Below are 18,910 nucleotides of genomic sequence, written 5' to 3'. Positions count from 1 at the left end.
TTGCAAATAATAACTGCGCTTACAAGTTAAGTACAAGTTTTGCTTGCATATTATATATAGCTAAGCAAACTAATCCTTCTTTATCATATAGAATAAAGCTCAGTTATAAATATGTTATTTAATCAGCATAGCCAAAAAAATAAAGTCAGAAATTCAAAAGCTGCAACACAACAGCGGGGTAGAAAACCAGCTGACGCCCAACGCATCGTGTTATTTAACAAACCTTTTAATGTACTAAGCCAATTTACTGATCAGGAAGGCCGTCAAACCTTAAAAGACTTTATTCCTATTGAAAATGTGTATGCAGCGGGCCGCCTTGATAGAGACAGTGAAGGTTTATTGGTATTAACGAATGATGGCAAACTGCAGCATCAGCTAGCATCACCTTCAGCTAAAACCGTTAAAACCTATTGGGCACAAGTTGAAGGCACTGTCGACAGTGAAGCCATTCAGGCCTTATGTAGGGGCGTAAAGTTAGTTGATGGTTTGACTGCACCTTCTAAGGTTATGGCGATGGCAGAACCCCTAATTTGGCAGCGCGACCCACCGGTAAGATTCCGCCAATCAATTCCAACTTCTTGGCTTTCCATTACCATCACTGAAGGTCGTAATCGCCAAGTCAGGCGAATGACTGCTCATGTTGGCTATCCAACCCTGCGTCTGATCCGCTATAAAATTGGGGATTGGACAATCGATGACATTCCAGTAGGTCAATACCGTCAAATATAATTACCAATAAATTAGCTGGGTTATGCATTTCGTTACATTAAAAAATTTTTAACGCTAATGAGTGGTGATTATCGAGATGATTTAAGCAGGACTTTTTGCTAGACTTCGCGTCCATTTTTTACGACATCTAAATTATTGTTTATGGTCACAGACACTGCCACATTTTCAGGTCAGAGCTCACCAGAGCCCGACTCAGCGCAAACAGATAACAGCCGCACCAAAGTCATCGTTGGGATGTCTGGGGGAGTTGACTCTTCCGTTTCTGCCTTTTTACTCAAACAACAGGGCTATCAAGTCGAAGGCCTGTTTATGAAAAATTGGGAAGAAGATGATAATTCTGAATACTGTGCAGCGGCAGAAGATCTAAAAGACGCGCAATCCGTGGCCGATAAACTCGGCATTCACCTGCATACGATTAATTTTGCAGCAGAATATTGGGACAATGTGTTTGAATATTTTCTGGATGAATATCGTTCAGGACGCACACCTAATCCAGACATAATATGCAACAAAGAAATCAAATTTAAAGCGTTTTTAGAATTTGCTGCGGAAGAATTAGGCGCAGATTATATTGCGACCGGCCATTACGTGCAGCGCTCAAAGGGTTCAGGGCAATGGCAGATGCTAAGGGGTTTAGATGGCAACAAGGATCAAAGTTATTTTTTATATACTTTGTCTCATGAGCACATTGGCCAAACATTATTTCCGATTGGCCATATTGAAAAACCCGAAGTCAGAAAAATTGCCCTTGAGCAAGGATTAGTGACCCACAATAAAAAAGACAGCACTGGCATTTGTTTTATTGGCGAGCGTAAATTTAAGGATTTCTTAGGGCAATATTTACCCGCTCAACCAGGTGAAATTGAAACGGCTGAGGGACAGATCATTGGGCATCATGATGGTTTGATGTACCACACCTTAGGTCAACGCAAAGGTTTACTGATTGGCGGCTTAAAAGATTTCTCTGAAGATCCTTGGTACGTAGTAGACAAAGACGTAGAACGTAATGTGTTGATTGTGGGCCAAGGCGCCAACCACCCTCGCCTTTTTTCAAAAGGACTCATAGCTAATCAATTACATTGGGTAGATAGAAAAGGGCCCGCAGTGCCAATGCGCTGTGTGGTAAAAACTCGCTATCGTCAAACCGATATTCCATGTGTTATTACGCCGCTAGCCGATGGCACAGTCAAAGTCATATTTGATGAGCCTCAAAAAGCCGTTACCCCTGGCCAGTCAGCCGTTTTCTATGCAGATAAGCTGTGTTTAGGCGGTGGCATTATAGAGAGTTATATTCGTTAACATGAGCATTGAAACTCAGCAGTATCATGCACGTAACCTTGCTTTGGCGGGTGTGTGTCAAGCGGCAGCGCTGGTAAAACAAGTCGCCAGAACTGGCGAACTTAATCAAAAAGCGTTTAGTACAAGTATTAACAGTATTGTTATTACCGATGCGGCCAATACCATCGATGTATTTGGCTCACTGGATGAATTGTACTTAGGTTTTTCAACATTAATTAATCAGCTTGGCAATGATGATAAGGCCAAAGATGTCGAAATAACCCGTTATGTGGCTAATTTATTAACACTGGAACGCAAAGTGAGCGCCAATGGCAAAGCCATGAATGAGCTGTCTGAACGTATCGGTCAAATCCAACGCCAGCAGTTGCACATGGACTTATTTGACAGCCAAATGATGAGCAATTTAGCTTCCATTTATAGTGATGTCATCAGCCCTATCGGGCGTAAAATCCAAATAGCGGGTAGCCCCGCTTTATTAAAGCGCACCGACAACCAGCATAAAGTCAGAGCGTGTCTATTAGCAGGTTTACGCGCGGCAGTGTTGTGGCGCCAACTTGGTGGTAAAAGACGACAAATTTTATTCAGCCGGCAGAGCATATTGCGCGATGCCAAATCAGCATTAAACCAATCTACCACGCTAAACTAGGAGTCAAAATGAACTTAACCGCATTGTCAGCCATATCGCCAATAGATGGACGTTATGGCGATAAATCCGCTGAATTGAGAACAATTTTTAGTGAGTTTGGTTTATTAAAATATCGCGTTATTGTGGAAGTTCGTTGGTTACAACAGCTCGCCAGTGCTTCCGCTATTTTGGAAGTCCCCAAGTTTAGTCAAGCGGCCAATGACTTTCTCGATAACATCGCGAATAATTTCAGTATAGATGATGCGCAGCGTATTAAAGACATTGAGCGCACGACCAACCACGATGTCAAAGCCGTTGAGTACTTTTTGAAAGAGAAGGTGGCCAATCAGCCAGAACTGCATGCTGTGAATGAATTTATTCATTTCGCTTGTACCTCAGAAGATATTAATAATTTATCTCATGCCCTTATGCTTTCAGAAGCACGCGATAAGGTAATCTTGCCCTACTGCGATAAATTAATTAGCGAATTAAAACGCTTAGCCATTGAATTAAAGTCTGTGGCTATGATGGCCAGAACTCACGGCCAGCCAGCTACCCCTACGACTATGGGTAAAGAAATGGCAAACGTAATGATTCGTCTGCAGCGTCAACGAGCGCAGATAGCCAACGTAGATATTTTAGGGAAAATCAATGGCGCAGTGGGTAACTATAACGCCCACATGGTGGCCTACCCTGAATTTGACTGGCACCAATTTGCCGGCTCATTTGTTGAAAGTTTAGGCATTAAATGGAACGCATTTACTACTCAAATTGAACCACACGACTATATCGCAGAATTATTTGATGCCATCGCCCGTTTTAATACTATTTTATTAGACTTTGATCGTGACGTTTGGGGCTACATCGCCCTTGGTCACTTTAAACAGAGAACTGTAGCAGGTGAAATTGGTTCCTCAACCATGCCACATAAAGTTAATCCTATCGATTTTGAAAACTCAGAAGGTAACCTAGGCCTAGCCAATGCGATGTTCGCTCATCTAGCCGCTAAATTACCGGTATCACGTTGGCAACGAGATTTAACTGACTCAACCGTACTGCGGAATTTAGGTGTGGGAGTCGCTTATTCTTTAATTGCCTACCAGGCAGCATTAAAAGGGATTAGCAAACTACAAGTTAACGAACAAAGTCTGCTAGATGAATTAGATAATAATTGGGAATTACTCGCCGAACCGGTACAAACCGTTATGCGCCGTCACGGTATTGAAAAACCCTATGAAAAGCTTAAAGAGCTGACTCGTGGTAAAAAAGTAAACCAACAAATTATGGCCGACTTTATTGACTCACTGGATTTGCCTGGCGCAGTCAAAACGCAATTAAAAGGCCTGACACCGGCTAACTATATTGGTCGCGCCGTCGCATTTGTAGAGCAACTAGACGCATTGTAGTCAGTCAATTAATGTAAAATAGCGCAATTTTATATCCCGATAATAATAAACCCGACTACACTTAGTTGGGTTTATTAGTTTTTAAAGGGATTTAAAAATGCTTAAACAGTTTCTTAAACTTTGGGTGTGGGCAGGCATTGCGCGCTATCCAGAAGAAAACTTCACGCCCGTTCGACTCACCAACATTATTGCTTTTTTAGTTATTGTTGTTTCTTTTTGCCAAATCCCTGGTGCCATTTGGTTTTGGCATAATTTTGGTTCTTACCAATTACTGATTGTTTTTACCACCAGCGTTTTACTCTGTTTAGTTCCTTTGCTTAATGAGCGTGGAGGCTTTTTACAAGCCAAATTTTTACTAATGGGGGTCTATATTGGAAATTTGGTGTGGACCAGTATTTTATGGCAAATCAATCTCTATATTCATTTTTTCTATCTTTTGGCGGTAGTGTGTTGCCCCTTCTTTTTTAGCCCAAACGAACAAATGATTAAATGGAGCAGTTGTATTATTTTTATTGCCCTTTTTATGCTCAGCGAAAGCTACTATCAGTTTAATTCCACTATAGATTTTGCCAACGCTCAACAAGTGTTTAAATATTCGAGTGCGTGTCTATTGGCCTTAGCCTGCTTACTTTGCAGCTATCATATTCAAAAAAATATTTATCGTAGCTGGCACAAACTAGCCTTTGAAAAACAGCGTTCTGAGCAGCTATTACTTAATATTCTGCCCCATAGCATTGCACAACGTTTAAAAGAATCGAATAGCTTAATTGCTGATTATTTTGCTCAAGCAAGCATCCTATTTGCTGATATTCAGAATTTTACCCCCCTGTGTAAAAGTCTAACGCCTCGTCAGTTAGTTTGTTTATTGGACGAGTTGTTTTGCCATTTCGACCTACTGGCACAGCGCTATGGTTTGGAAAAAATAAAAACCAGTGGTGACAGTTATATGGCGGCTTGTGGTTTGCCCAATGCCAATGCGAAGCACGCAATCAAATGCTGTGAATGTGCCTTGGATATGCAAGTAAAATTCGAACAATTTAGTCAACAACATAAATTGCAAACCGGCCTCAGAATTGGCATCGGTTGTGGCGAAGTGGTTGCTGGCGTAATTGGAAAAAATAAATTTAGTTATGATATGTGGGGGGAAGCCGTCAATCTTGCCTCAAGGATGGAGAGTCATGGTCAAGGACATAAAATTCAGACCACTCAAGCGACGTTTAACTTAAGCAAACACCTATTTAACTTTGTAGAGCGCGGAAAAATTGAAGTTAAAGGTGTTGGTCAAGTGACTACCTATTGGTTAATTGGTCGTAAGTGATAAACTGCTTAAAACACTTTTGCACTAAGCTTCTTATGTACTCATTACAAAATTTCGACCTCGATATTTTTCTACGCGACTATTGGCAAAAAAAACCTATGTTAATTAAACAAGGTTTTCAACAATTTGAAGATCCGCTAGACAAGCATGAACTAGCTGGCTTAGCCCTTGAAGACAACATTGACTCTCGCGTTATTAGTCGAGACAAACAAAACTGGCAAGTCAGCCATGGCCCATTTAACGACATAAACCAGCATTGTGTGGGGGCTTGGAGTTTATTAGTGCAAAAAGTTGATCAATTTATCCCACAAGCCGATGAGTTGATGCGTACTTTTTCTTTTATTCCCTATTGGCGTATGACTGATTTAATGGTGAGTTTTTCCAATACTGATGCGGGAGTTGGTGCACATATTGATCAATACGACGTATTTATAATTCAGGGGAAAGGCTCAAGACGCTGGCAAGTCGGACTGCCTGGTGAGTATGGCGAATCCCTTCCACATCCTGAGCTAAAGCAAATTAATTCATTTTCGCCGGTGATTGATGAAATCTTATCAGCTGGAGATATTATCTATATCCCGCCTCATCACCCTCACAATGGCATTGCTCTTGAAGATTGTATGAATTATTCAGTGGGTTTTAGAGCACCTTCAGAGCAAGAAATGCTTACTTCGTTTGCTGACTATGCTCTGGAGCACAATCTTTTCAATCAGCGTTACAAAGATAAGTCCATTACACCACGAGCTTATCCCGGTGAAATAAAACAACAGGAATTAAGTCACTTTAAACATCTGCTATCGAGCACCTTAGCTTCCTCAAGTTTTGAGCAGTGGTTAGGGAAATACTTGAGTGAAACCAATCGCTTATCAAACAATGAAGTGGAAGAAGATGAGCACTATAGTGAGGAAGAAATAGTTGGCTTACTCGCTGACGGCGTTTATTTTTTACGTGAGCCCGGTATTAAACCGATTTTTATTGAGAGCCAAGCAACTGATAATACTGACTTTATTTTCTATATAGAGAGCCAATCCTTTGCTGTACCGCTTAAAGGGCGTGATTTTGTTCTAAACTTTCTAAACTCCCCAGCTTACAGTACAGAATTAGTAGAAACTCCAAAAAGTTGTTTATTTTTCACCCAGCTTCTGACTAAACTAGTCAATTCAGGATTTTGGTTACCTGAATAAAAGGAGTCAGTTATGACGTTTACAGTAAAAAACGTCGACTGGGGGAAAGACAAACACAAACTGCGCAAACTAAGAAATAAAATATTTGTATGCCACTGGCGTATTCCTCAGGAATACGAGTTTGATCAACAAGATAAAGATGCCTATCATGCATTGGTGGTTGACGAAAACAACCAAGATGTTGCAACCGGTCGTATCACTGAGCAGGGTGAAATAGGCCGTATAGCGGTTGAACCTCAACATCGAGGGCCAGAAGTGTATCAATTGCTATTTAATGCACTGATTTGTATTGCACAGCAGCATGGTTTGCACAGTGTGAATGTTTTATGTGAGTTGGAGGGTGTAGAACATTACCAACAACAAGGATTCCAGCCAGTCGGCCCCGTGTTTATGGACGCTGGAATAGCCCGCCAAAGTATGGCGTGTAGCGTAGCGAACTTTTCACTCAATAAAGTAGAGTTTACCCACTAAAGTAGACTCACCAGGGCATATTTAGTTAAAAATATTTTTGTGACTAAATATGCCCACCTTTTTATTCAAGTGTGTTTAACAGCACTTGTAAAGGATGTTTAGGTTTAAATTCCGCCAGCCTTGCCACTTGACTACGACATGAATAACCCGTTGCCACAATTTGCTCAGGCGTATACTGAGCAATCTGTTCGCGCCAACTTAACTCAAAAAGCCCTTTAGATTGGCTTAAGTGACTTTCTTCATGTCCAAAGGTTCCGGCCATTCCACAACAGCCAACTGCAACAGGTGTAAGGGTAAGACCAAATTTAGCGAAGACACTTTGCCATTGGCTTTCACTGGCCGGCAATGCTGTTTTTTCACTACAATGGCCAAATAACGCATAATGTTGTTGTGGAGTAGTAACTTTTGTTGGCAAATCAAGTTTCAATAACCATTCATGCACTAACAGCACATTAAAGTCTCCCCTGTCCTCTCCCAAGGTCTTAATATATTCATCTCTGTAACAAAGTACCATTGAGGGGTCTATGCCCACTAGAGGTATGGCTAGGGCTTGTATTTCGTTAAGTAGCTCTGCTGCTGTGTTGGCCGTCGAAGCGAACTTATCCAAAAAGCCTTTAACATGCTGAGGTTTACCATTAGGCATAAAGGGCAGCAAAACCGGTTCATACCCCAATTTAATAATAAGCTGTGCTAAGGCTTCAACCACACCAGCTTCATAATAACTGGTGAAAGGGTCTTGCACGATACACACTTTTTTTAGCCCTTGCTCTTTAGTCAGATTTTGCAATTGCTTTAAGTCAAACTGTTGAATTGCTTTGGGTAGTCTTTGCTGCAAGGTTGGCACCGACAAATGCGGGGTATCAACATATCCCACCGATTTTCGGATTGAATTATTTACCCAATTTTGGCGTAAAAAGAAATTAACTACTTTAGGTAACTTGGCCATCAACGGTGCCATTGATTCAATATTGCCTACCAAGTAATCTTTCAACGGCCGACTATATCGGCGGTAATAAAGATTTAAAAAACGCGCTCTAAATCCAGGAACATCCACACTCACTGGGCATTGGTTTGAACAGGCTTTACATGCTAAACAGCCATCCATCACCTCTAATACTTCATGGGAAAAATCTGATTTTTGTTGCTTTGATAAACTATTCGACAACTTTGTAAACCATGCTGATGACTTGCCAGATTTTTCTAGTGTCGCGACATCGATGTTCTGCTTAGACAATAAACGTAACCACTCGCGAATAATGCCAGCTCGACCTTTGGGGCTATGGCGTCTATCACCAGTAATTTTGAATGAGGGACACATTGGTGATGTAACATCATAATTAAAACAAAGCCCATTACCATTACAACTCATTGCGGGTTCGAAAGCGTTGCGCACGGCAACTGGAATTTGTCTATCAAAGCCACCTCGTTTTGCAGCAGAGACTTTAACTAAGCTTTCGTCTGACTCAAAGGGTGTGCATATTTTGCCAGGATTCATTTTATTTAAGGGGTCAAAAGCCGACTTTATCTTACACAACTCAGCATATAACTCATCACCAAAAAATGTGGGGGAATATTCACTGCGATAGCCCTTACCGTGTTCTCCCCACATTAAACCACCATACTTAGCCACCAAAGCCACAACCGCATCTGAAATTTCAGGGATCATGGCTTCTTGTCGTGGATCGCACATATCTAATGCGGGTCTGACATGCAATACACCAGCATCAACATGACCAAACATACCATAACGCAAGCCTCGAGCATCCAGCAGTGCACGAAACTCCATAATAAAATCCGCTAAATTTTCTGGTGGCACTCCGGTGTCTTCAACAAAGGCTAAGGGCTTTTTTTCACCCTTAGTTTTCCCAAGCAGCCCAACTGACTTCTTGCGCATACCATAAATTTTATTGATCTCAGTGGTATCGTAAGTCAATTGATATCCAATCACACCCGATTGACTCAACTTAATATTCTGATCCAACCTGGCGCAAAGCTCATCAATTTTTGACTCAATGTCAGCTTGGTCATTGCTGTTGTACTCAACCATATTCAGGCCAAGTACGTCTTTATGGGGGACATCAGTAATTAAGTCTTTAACTGAGTGCCAAATGATGTCCTGTTTAGCTAGGTTGAGTATATTGCTGTCGACTGTTTCTACTGACGTTGCTTTTGCTGCCACCATACTCGGTGCATGTCTCAGGGCTGATTCAAAAGAATCATATTTGATATTCACCAAGGCTTTGTGCTTGGCGATGGGGGTTATGTTCAATTTGGCTTCAGCCACAAAAACTAATGAGCCCTCTGAACCAGTAATCACTCGGCTAATATCTAATTGAGTCATCTCATCGTTTAAGGCATGCTCTAAATCATAGCCAGTTAAAAAACGATTCATACGTGGAAATTTAGCTAAAATTTGTTCACGTTTGCCGATGCACGTTGCTAACAACTGCGCTGCTATCTTGCCTAATACCGAAGGTTGCTGAGCTAAGGATTTTGCATCGTCCATTGACATCGGTTGGGTAGTAAGAATAGTGCCATCCACTAAAACAGATGTCAGTCCAAGTACGTGATCACTGGTTTTACCATAGACCAAAGACCCTTGACCAGATGCGTCTGTACTGATCATGCCGCCAATGGTGGCGCGGTTACTGGTTGATAAATCAGGCGCAAAAAAGTAACCAAGGGGCCGCAATACATCGTTAAGCTGGTCTTTTACCAAACCCGCCTGCACTCTCACCCATTGCTCATCAGCGTTAACTTCCAGCACCTTATTCATATAACGGGACAAGTCTACAATCAGACCAGGCGTTAAAGATTGGCCGTTGGTACCAGTACCGCCACCTCGAGCTGAGAATCTGACCGCGGGAAACTGTGCGGCGGTCTGCCCAATGAGTGATAAATCCTCAACAGATTTAGGTAATAGTAAGGCTTGAGGTAATTGCTGGTAGATAGAGTTATCCGTCGATACGGCTAAACGACTACCGTAGCTTAAATTAATATCACCACTAAAGGCCGTCTCTTTTAAGGCCGATAAAAATGCACTGTAGTCACTTTCGATGGTTTCTTGTGGGTCAAGAAAAGGCAAGTTATTCGTCATTGTATTTTGATTTACCACTTTTATCATATTGAAGAGTATACCTAATCCTGCGCTCTTACCTCTAGATTTCATCGGAATTAATTAGAGAGTTTTATAACAAGCGCAAACTAATCACATAGCTTGTAACACTTATAAGGTCTGTTATTTTTTACCTTTGTTATACTGTAAATTGAGTTAGAGTGATCATGGAGCATTGATGAAAAAGCACATAAGAATTGCAATTGGTGGCGTCTTCGCAGCCTTTGGCTTAATATTTTTTATAATACCTGGCTCAATGTTTGTCTTGATAATTGGTTTGATGATGCTCAGTTATGACATTCCTAAAGCGCGTCAGAGCTTGCGATGGTGTCAAAATACCATGACAAAATCAGCACGTAAATTGGATTCATTTTTACTCAATAAAAAGTTTAAAAATTAATAGTCAACTAACAAAACTTATCTTTAATAAAAATGGCTGCAGTTGCAGCCATTTTTTTTAGTTGCAGTAGCTTCTATTGCTTAAATTTTTCGCCCAAATACAACCATGTTTCAACTACAGTATCCGGGTTCAAAGATACACTATCGATGCCTTGTTCAACCAACCAAGCGGCTAAATCTTCGTGATCTGAAGGGCCTTGCCCGCATATTCCTACATATTTCCCGCGCTTTTTAGCGGCTTGAATAGCCATGGCTAACAAAGCTTTAACGGCTGGATCGCGCTCATCAAACAAATGAGCGATCAAGCCCGAGTCGCGATCTAAGCCCAAGGTCAACTGAGTTAAGTCATTTGAACCGATGGAGAAACCATCAAAAATATCTAGGAACTGATCCGCCAATAATGCGTTAGAGGGTAATTCACACATCATGATCACACGTAAGCCATTTTCGCCTTGCACTAAACCTTCTTCAGCAAGCAGTTCAATGACTTTTTTGCCTTCTTCCAAAGTACGTACAAAAGGGATCATGATTTCAACATTGGTCAAATCCATCTCGTTTCGTACCCGTTTTATCGCTTCACATTCAAGCGCAAAACAAGGACGAAAATCTTCGGAGATGTAACGACTCGCCCCACGGAAGCCTAACATCGGATTTTCTTCATGGGGCTCATATTGAAAACCGCCCACTAAATTAAAATATTCGTTTGATTTAAAATCAGACATACGCACAATGACTTTTTTCGGCGAGAAAGCCGCGGCAATCGTTGAAATCCCCTCAACTAATTTTTGAATATAATATTCAACAGGTGAGGCGTAACCGGCCATCATGTCGGTAATTTCAGCTTTAACATCAGCCGGTTGTTGGTCAAAGTTAAGTAAAGCCTTAGGATGCACACCAATCATACGATTGATGATGAATTCTAAACGGGCTAAACCAACACCTTCATGGGGTAAACGCGCAAAATCAAAAGCACGATCAGGATTACCCACATTCATCATTACTTTCATGGGGATAGCAGGCATCGAATCGATGCGTGAAGTCACTACGTCAAAATCAAGCACATCTCCATAAATAAATCCGGTATCGCCTTCTGAGCACGATACGGTAATTCTATCGCCATTGTTGATCAAATCCGTCGCATTACCACAACCTACAACTGCCGGGATGCCTAATTCACGGGCAATGATCGCCGCGTGACAAGTACGTCCACCGCGATTAGTAACAATAGCTGAGGCTTTTTTCATGATGGGTTCCCAATCAGGATCCGTCATATCAGTTACCAGTACATCGCCAGGTTGGATTTTATCCATTTCAGCGACAGAGCCTAAGACCTTGGCAACACCAGCACCGATTTTATGGCCTATAGCACGTCCTTCACACACAATATTGGCTTTACCATGCAAACGGAAACGCTCAATAACTTGGATATCTTCTCGGCTTCGCACTGTTTCTGGACGCGCCTGAACAATATAAAGTTTGCCGTCTATACCATCTTTAGCCCACTCAATATCCATGGGACGTTTGTAATGACGTTCAATAATCACGGCTTGTTTGGCCAACTCCATGACTTCGTCGTCTGTTAAGGAAAACTGTTTGCCTAAGGCTTTATCGTTATCGACAATATCAACTTGTTTTCCATGACTAAGGTCATCGGAATAAATCATTTTAATTAGCTTACTGCCGAGTGTCCGTCTAACGATTGCTGGCTTACCTTTCTCCATGGTTGGTTTGTGAACGTAAAATTCGTCTGGGTTAACGGCTCCCTGCACGACCATTTCACCCAAACCATAAGACGAAGTGATAAAGACTACGTCTTCAAAACCTGACTCTGTGTCAATTGAAAACATAACACCAGAAGAAGCACAATCACTGCGCACCATGCGTTGAACACCAGCAGAAAGTGCTACGCCTTTGTGGTCATAACCCTGGTGTACGCGGTAAGAAATGGCACGGTCATTAAATAAAGAAGCAAAAACGTGTTTAATGGCAATCATGACAGCGTCATAACCTTTCACGTTTAAAAAAGTTTCTTGTTGGCCTGCAAATGAGGCATCCGGCATATCTTCAGCAGTCGCCGAAGAACGCACAGCAAATGAGGCTTCATCTCCCGCTTCGCCTTGTAGGGTTTCAAAAGCTGATTTAATCGCTTGTTCAAGTTCTGGTAAGAAAGGTGTTTCTATAATCCAATTTCGAATGGCTTCGCCCGCTTTACCTAAGGCACCGATGTCTTCCACATCGAGGGTGTCGAGTAAAGTGTGTATGCGTTGTTCCAAACCACTTTGCTCAAGAAATAAATTAAACGCATGGGCAGTGGTCGCGAAACCACCGGGAACTTGCACTCCTGCATTTGACAAATTAGAAATCATTTCACCTAGTGAAGCATTTTTGCCTCCGACTACACCTACATCGCCCATTCCTAATTGCTGATACCACAGTACGTGCTCTTGCATTCCTTCAGTCTCCAAAGTGAATTTTTCGGGTTATTTAGCGTGCTCACCGGACCAATTACAGAGTAAGCTAGTACTTTCTCCTTGGTCCAAACATTTATAAATCTCAACAAGCTAGCTTTTTGCGTGAGGGATTTTAGAATGTTGCTTACACCAAAGTAAAATTTAATTTTTTCTGTAATTAAATTACAACATTATTAAGGAATTGTTTTGCGAACAGCTTATTATATTTCGGATGGAACAGCGATTACTGCGGAGGTTTTTGGCCACGCACTCCTTTCTTTATTTACCCTTGAGTTCAAACACATCACAATTCCCTTCGTGGAAACCGTTGAACAAGCGCAACAAGTCATTAACAAAATAGCTGTAAGTTTTCAAGACGACCAACAGCGGCCATTGGTCTTTTATACCATCGTAAATGTGGAAGTCCGTAAAATTGTCGCTAAGTCGGTAGGGATTAATTATAATTTCCTTGATCAATTCGTGGCTCCTTTGGAAAAAGTATTGGGAATACCTTCAAAACCTGAAAAACATCGAACCCACAGTATTCATGAAAAAACCTATGATATTCGTATCGAAGCCGTCAACTATGCACTTGCTAATGATGATGGCTCTAATCTAAAAGATTACAATGAAGCTGATATTGTTTTAGTGGGTGTATCTCGCTCCGGCAAAACCCCCACCAGCTTATATTTAGCCTTACAATATGGAATAAAAGCCGCCAACTATCCTTTTACGGAAGACGATATGGGCGATGTTTTAAAAATGCCTCCCGCTTTAAAACACTTCAAAGGCAAATTATTTGGTTTAACCATCGAGGCCGAAAGGCTGCATCAAATCCGTTCAGAGCGTCGGGCGAACAGTCGCTACGCTTCTTTGGCTCAATGTCGCTTGGAATTACGTGAAGTTGAGAATTTGTATCGTAAAGAAAAAATTCCTTTTCTAAATAGTACATATTTTTCTATTGAAGAAATTTCAGCCAAAATCTTGGCCCAAACCGGGCTGCAACGCCGTAAATATTAAGTTTACTACTGAAAAATATTCATATTCTGCAGAGTTGCAGCACCAGAGGCTGAGTTTTTATGGCATAAATGCCAACAACAGTCGCAACTAAAAGTCTTTTAGCGCAAATGCTCAGGCAAAGAGTCAACACCATAAGCTACCTTGACTCTGCTTGTGCCAGCCTTATTTATCGGTGTCAGGCTCTTTACCTAGGGCCTTAAATAAGGGGGTTAGGAATTCTTGGTAATTTCGCCATTGTTCCATTGCCGAGCGATAGAGCGGTTGACGCACCTGTTCTGAACTCGGCGTTTTAATCGCTCGTTTAGTGTTATAAAACGTCAAACAGTTAGCTTCAAATTCTAAGCCACAATAATCGAGGATGCGCCTAACTTGTCCCTCAAGATCGTCCAGCAAATCTTCGTGTTGTACACGCAAAATTTGGCCTGGTAATACCCTATCCCAATGTGACATTAACTTTTCATAGGCTTGATAGTAATGGCCTATATCATTCAAATCATAGGAAAATTCCTGACCTTCAGCGAATAACTGTTTATAGCCACTAAAACAACAGGCAAATGGCTCTCGACGAGCATCAATGATTTTAGCATTGGGCAAAATCAACTTAATCAGACCAATGTGCATAAAATTGTTAGGCATTTTATCAATAAAAAAAGGCGCACCTTGGCGATAATACTGGGTTTCATCCAGATATTGTTGCCCAAACTTAGCAAAGTAATCGGACGATAGGCTATTCAACATCTCTGGGTATTGACCTTTTTTCCCGCCTAATCGTGACACTAAACTTAAGATATTATGTAGCTCCATCGTGCCATCGACTTGGGAATGAGAAGCCAAAATTTGTTCCAGTAAAGTAGAGCCGGCGCGGGGTAAACCAACAATAAAAATCGGATCGGGCGCCTTATGTCCTGCGCTAGCTCGCTGAGCAAAGTACTCAGTACTAAATAGCGTTAGCTGCTGGTTTATTTGTTCATCGAGGGCGTCGTTATCGTAGTGAGCTTTGCGCTTTCTTAATTCGTTACCGGTTCGATAATAATCAAATGACAGAGTAAATTCTTGGCGATCTTCAAAAGCCTTGCCTAGAGCAAATAAACAATGGATCCGATCTTCACTATCAACATTTTCATGTTTGCTAAGTGATTGCATATCGGCTAGTTCTTTATCGCTAAATCGATAGGTTTTGGTGTTAGCTAAACTCCAGTAGGCGTCACCAAACTCAGGACGCTGCTGATAGGCCTGCTGGTAGGCCGTAATAGCTTTATTAAGTTGACCTGCAGCCTTATAAGCATGACCAGCCATAAGATGAATATTCGCTAAATTAGGGCTCTTTTGCAGAATAGTCTCATATATTTCAATGGCATCTTGGGTTTCACCAATCCCCACCATTGCACCAGCTTTGGAGGCTAAATAGTGCCGGTTATCCGCTTGCTTAGCCAGCAAAGACTCTGCGACATCTTTGGCTTTCGCAAATTTTCCAAGTTTAGCTAACAGCTGCACATACTCGGTTTTAGCGCGAATGAAATCTGGATATAATTCGGTACAGCTTTCAAGTAAAAACTCGGCGTCGTGGTAAACCTTTAATCGCACGCCAATTTCAGCTAACAACAACATTGCCTCGGCATTATGTTTGTTGCCTTGTAAATAACGCCTACATAAGTTGTCAGCGACAAATAACTTGCCCTCATACATCAGATCACGTGCACCGCAGATTTCTTTAGGTAAGCTTTGTAAAAAGTGAATTTGCTGTGCGCAAAAATCAAGTGCAGCTTGCTCACCCATTTGTTGATATAGAAGCTGTAATTTGCTCCAACTAGATAATAGGGCTGGATTCAAACGAGTAGCTTTTAAGAATGCTGAGATAGCTTCATTGTTGTGCTTTTGCGCGAGAAGTATGTAAGCCTTTTCTTGATGAGCGCGAGCATAGTCTGGTTGACGTTGAATAAGGATAAGAACTGATGCTAATGCCTCAGTTAATTGCCCCTGTAAACGCTGCGCAACAGTTAACATATAATATAGCTCATCGATAACAAGTGGTTCTACTTGCCTTGCCAATTCTTGCTGAGCGAGCGAGATAGCCAGTTCACTGTTTCCAGCTTGTAAAGCTTGTTTAACGTTATCAATGCTGGAATTATCCAATGGTTTTGCTCCTAATGCGACTGACTGATGTTTTCAATAATAATACTATTTTATAAAAAAAAGGCAGACCTAAGGGCCTGCCATTTGTGTTGTGACCTTAGACTAATTTAGAAGAAGTCGTAGGACAAGCGCACACCCATAGTACGCGGACGGTTAGTGACAACCTTGGGAGTAAATTGCTGAGTATCGACATAAAGCACCGCACTTTCATCTGTCAGATTGTCTATATAAAACTCGGCTTTCCAGTCATTTTTAGTGATGCCAACCGATACATTCGCAATCGCATAACTCTCTTGGATATAGCGTCCACCTTGGAAAACTTCGCCATTAGAGTCTGTGAAGGAAGTACCTGCATAAGTTGCAGCTTCTTTTTGAATGGGTAAGCCAGAGCCAGTACCATAGATTAATTTAGTGGCGTCTTCCGTCACAAAAGCATCCATTGCCATACCGGCTAAACGGTCACCTGTGTAGCTGACCGACGCATTGAAATAACCGTTATAACCGTTGTCTAACTCAAAGTAATAACGTGCGCGAATATTACCCGAAAACTCAGCTGAGTACGGGAGCTGTGCACCAACCTCGGGAGCAATACCAATAAGTTCATCATTAACGCGAGTTAATTGAGTATCGAGAACACTAAAGGCAGCGTTAATAACCAAATTGTCTGATGCTAGCCAAGTGATATCGGCATCTAAACCTTTTATCTCAGCATCACCTACATTATCGGTAAAGACTAAAAAGCTGATATTAGTCGGGTCATAACGTGAAGTTTGTAGGTTGGAAATTTCAGAGTAATAAGCCGTAGCATTAACTCGTAAAATACCATCTAAAAAGTCACCTTTTATACCTAACTCGACGTTATCTAGACTATCAGTTGTTGAATAGACAGGAATTCGAAAGCCTTCAAACGCGCCGCTTTGATTACTGGCTAAGCCACCGCCCACACGATTGGTAACCGGTGGCCTAAATCCTTCTGAGTAGGTGGTAAATAACAATATATCGTCACTTACTTTCCAATCCAATGATGCTTTATAAATTACATCATCTACGGTTAACGTACCGCCATCATCTAGCAGACTGACTTCTAATTGACCACTGTCAACCGCGGCTTGAACCAGAGCTGGATCTTCGCCTACTGCGATTAACTCGTCAGCATCCAATGTACCAAAAGCACGAATTCGACGACTGACATCCACTGTAGACGTTGAACCTTTATAAATATCGTCAATTTGATACCAGCGCGCGCCAAATGTGGCAGTAAGCGTCTCAGTTAAGTCAAATCCTACCTGACCAAATACCGCGATTTGGTTGATAGCGTGGCTTACGTCATTAACAAAACTAACCTCTGATTCAAAGGGACCGCCATTCGAATTAATCCCTTCAGACCCCTTCAATGTTGTTGATAGATTAGGGAACTTATCAGTGCTAGCAATTTTAAATTTACCCACTGTACCAAGGTCTTGTTCGTCGTAGAAGATTCCAGCCGTGACACGCCACGGTTTATCTGCATCAGTATTGACCCTAAATTCGTGAGTCATACGGGTGGTATCGGTTTGCTCTTTGTAATATTTAGTTGGGTCTAAACAGACTTCGTCAGCAGCAGCGACATCTCCACCGTAACTACACACATAATAAGCAGAGAACAAACCACCGTTGGTATAACCGGTATAATCAATAGTTGAACTGATCTCTCGGTCTAGATAACCACCTGTATAGACAATTTCCAATTTGTCTAGACGACCTTCTAGTGTCCACGTGGTAAGGCCAAACTCATCATCGTTGTCTTCTGGTGTGAAACGGTTAACTGAGCTTTCGCCTTCAAGATTGGGGTCGTAGGCAAACACCCCTTCAGTTTCAAGAGATTGCTGGGTATGTTGAACGAGTAACTTCCAGTCTTCGTTAACAATATACGAGGCGCCAAAACGAAAACCTGCATAAACAGCATCGTTTTGATCGTCTTCTATTAAGGCATCGTTTTTAGGTGAAATAATCGGCGTATTACCAGGGTCACTTAGTACACCACCTGATATACGATCAATCACTACCGGGCTGCCGATATAGCCGCCCTCGCCTGGTTTGTTTAGTACGTTGTCAATCCAACCACCCTGCTTGTCATTGTATGCCACGATGCGCAGTGCAAGATTGTCGGTGGGCGTGAAGTTCATAAAGGCTTCAACTGAATTGCTCGTTTCGCCACCTTTAGTGAAGCCCGTGTTGATATCAAGTCCACCACTAAATCCACTGTGATCTGGCTTTTTAGAAATCATTCGTACGGTGCCTGATTGTGAACTTGCCCCGAATAGTGTTCCTTGTGGACCAGGCAGCACTTCTACCCGTTGCATATCTGCAGCGTACACATCTAGATTACGGCCCTGCATTGAAACAGGCTGTTCGTCCAAATAAAATGCTACAGAAGGCTGCAGAGCCTGTACTGATGAAACTGAAATATTAGTTTGAGAGGTAGCAGCACCACGAATATAAATCTCGTTTTGTCCTGGGCCTGTGCCCTGAAATACAACATTGGGTAAAAATTCGACATAATCGTTGAAATTATCAACGCCTAGATTTTCTAAAGCATCACCATTTAAAGCTGTGACTGAAACAGGGATATCCTGGATCGATGCGGTTCGTTTAGTTGCGGTTACTTCAATCGTTTCAATTTTTGCTTTTGCGGTTTTAACCTGAGCATAAATGGGATTGCAGGCCAATGCTGCAACAATGGCACAACTCAACTGAGTTTTTCTCATTATGTGTTTACCTT

At 41.8% G+C, this 18,910-nt stretch carries 13 protein-coding genes; 9 read left to right on the top strand and 4 right to left on the bottom strand.

Annotated elements, in window-relative coordinates:
• The first annotated feature begins 111 nt into the window (after positions 1-111).
• The 7 genes from ABKW31_RS03835 (at position 112) to ABKW31_RS03805 (ending at position 7,032) form a co-directional block, all read left to right on the top strand.
• Entirely contained in the window at positions 112-729 is a 618-nt protein-coding gene (locus ABKW31_RS03835; protein WP_348614871.1) for a pseudouridine synthase, read from the top strand.
• Between the two features lie 141 nt (positions 730-870).
• Entirely contained in the window at positions 871-2,028 is a 1,158-nt protein-coding gene (gene mnmA / locus ABKW31_RS03830) for a tRNA 2-thiouridine(34) synthase MnmA (RefSeq protein ID WP_348614870.1), read from the top strand.
• Between the two features lies 1 nt (position 2,029).
• Positions 2,030-2,674 (top strand): high frequency lysogenization protein HflD, encoded by a 645-nt coding sequence (gene hflD, locus ABKW31_RS03825; protein WP_348614869.1) that lies wholly within the window; start codon positions 2,030-2,032, stop codon positions 2,672-2,674.
• Positions 2,675-2,682: 8 nt separating this feature from the next.
• Positions 2,683-4,059 carry an adenylosuccinate lyase gene (gene purB, locus ABKW31_RS03820; RefSeq protein ID WP_348614868.1) on the top strand — a complete coding sequence of 459 codons (1,377 nt, stop codon included), beginning with the start codon at positions 2,683-2,685 and terminating at the stop codon, positions 4,057-4,059.
• A 97-nt stretch (positions 4,060-4,156) separates the two neighbouring features.
• The gene (locus ABKW31_RS03815; RefSeq protein WP_348614867.1) at positions 4,157-5,377 is read left to right on the top strand and encodes an adenylate/guanylate cyclase domain-containing protein; all 1,221 of its coding nucleotides are present in this window, start codon (positions 4,157-4,159) and stop codon (positions 5,375-5,377) included.
• Positions 5,378-5,475: 98 nt separating this feature from the next.
• Positions 5,476-6,561 carry a cupin domain-containing protein gene (locus tag ABKW31_RS03810; protein ID WP_348614866.1) on the top strand — a complete coding sequence of 362 codons (1,086 nt, stop codon included), beginning with the start codon at positions 5,476-5,478 and terminating at the stop codon, positions 6,559-6,561.
• A 12-nt stretch (positions 6,562-6,573) separates the two neighbouring features.
• Positions 6,574-7,032: a GNAT family N-acetyltransferase gene (locus ABKW31_RS03805; protein WP_348614865.1), complete on the top strand. Its 459-nt coding sequence runs from the start codon at positions 6,574-6,576 to the stop codon at positions 7,030-7,032.
• 61 nt (positions 7,033-7,093) lie between these two features.
• Here the strand turns inward: ABKW31_RS03805 and ABKW31_RS03800 are convergent, their stop codons facing one another.
• On the bottom strand, positions 7,094-10,156 hold the full coding sequence (locus ABKW31_RS03800; protein ID WP_348614864.1) for an FAD-binding and (Fe-S)-binding domain-containing protein: 3,063 nt from the start codon (positions 10,154-10,156) through the stop codon (positions 7,094-7,096).
• Positions 10,157-10,325: 169 nt separating this feature from the next.
• On the opposite strand from ABKW31_RS03800, the gene ABKW31_RS03795 reads away from it, so the two are divergent.
• Complete coding sequence (locus tag ABKW31_RS03795) at positions 10,326-10,547, top strand: tellurium resistance protein TerC (RefSeq protein WP_348614863.1); 222 nt, start codon at positions 10,326-10,328, stop codon at positions 10,545-10,547.
• A gap of 73 nt (positions 10,548-10,620) precedes the next feature.
• Here ABKW31_RS03795 and ppsA read toward each other — a convergent pair whose 3' ends face one another.
• Entirely contained in the window at positions 10,621-12,996 is a 2,376-nt protein-coding gene (ppsA, locus tag ABKW31_RS03790) for a phosphoenolpyruvate synthase (RefSeq protein ID WP_348614862.1), read from the bottom strand.
• A gap of 207 nt (positions 12,997-13,203) precedes the next feature.
• On the opposite strand from ppsA, the gene ABKW31_RS03785 reads away from it, so the two are divergent.
• Positions 13,204-14,016 (top strand): pyruvate, water dikinase regulatory protein, encoded by an 813-nt coding sequence (locus ABKW31_RS03785; RefSeq protein ID WP_348614861.1) that lies wholly within the window; start codon positions 13,204-13,206, stop codon positions 14,014-14,016.
• A gap of 162 nt (positions 14,017-14,178) precedes the next feature.
• Here ABKW31_RS03785 and ABKW31_RS03780 read toward each other — a convergent pair whose 3' ends face one another.
• Positions 14,179-16,149: a sulfotransferase gene (locus ABKW31_RS03780; protein WP_348614860.1), complete on the bottom strand. Its 1,971-nt coding sequence runs from the start codon at positions 16,147-16,149 to the stop codon at positions 14,179-14,181.
• Between the two features lie 107 nt (positions 16,150-16,256).
• Positions 16,257-18,896: a TonB-dependent receptor gene (locus ABKW31_RS03775; protein ID WP_348614859.1), complete on the bottom strand. Its 2,640-nt coding sequence runs from the start codon at positions 18,894-18,896 to the stop codon at positions 16,257-16,259.
• Between the last annotated feature and the right edge of the window lie 14 nt (positions 18,897-18,910).

This window comes from Paraglaciecola sp. 25GB23A, from assembly GCF_040012495.1.
Classification (GTDB): domain Bacteria; phylum Pseudomonadota; class Gammaproteobacteria; order Enterobacterales; family Alteromonadaceae; genus Paraglaciecola.
Note: the sequence above shows the minus strand (reverse complement) of the source record. Positions and strands in the feature narration are given on the sequence as shown.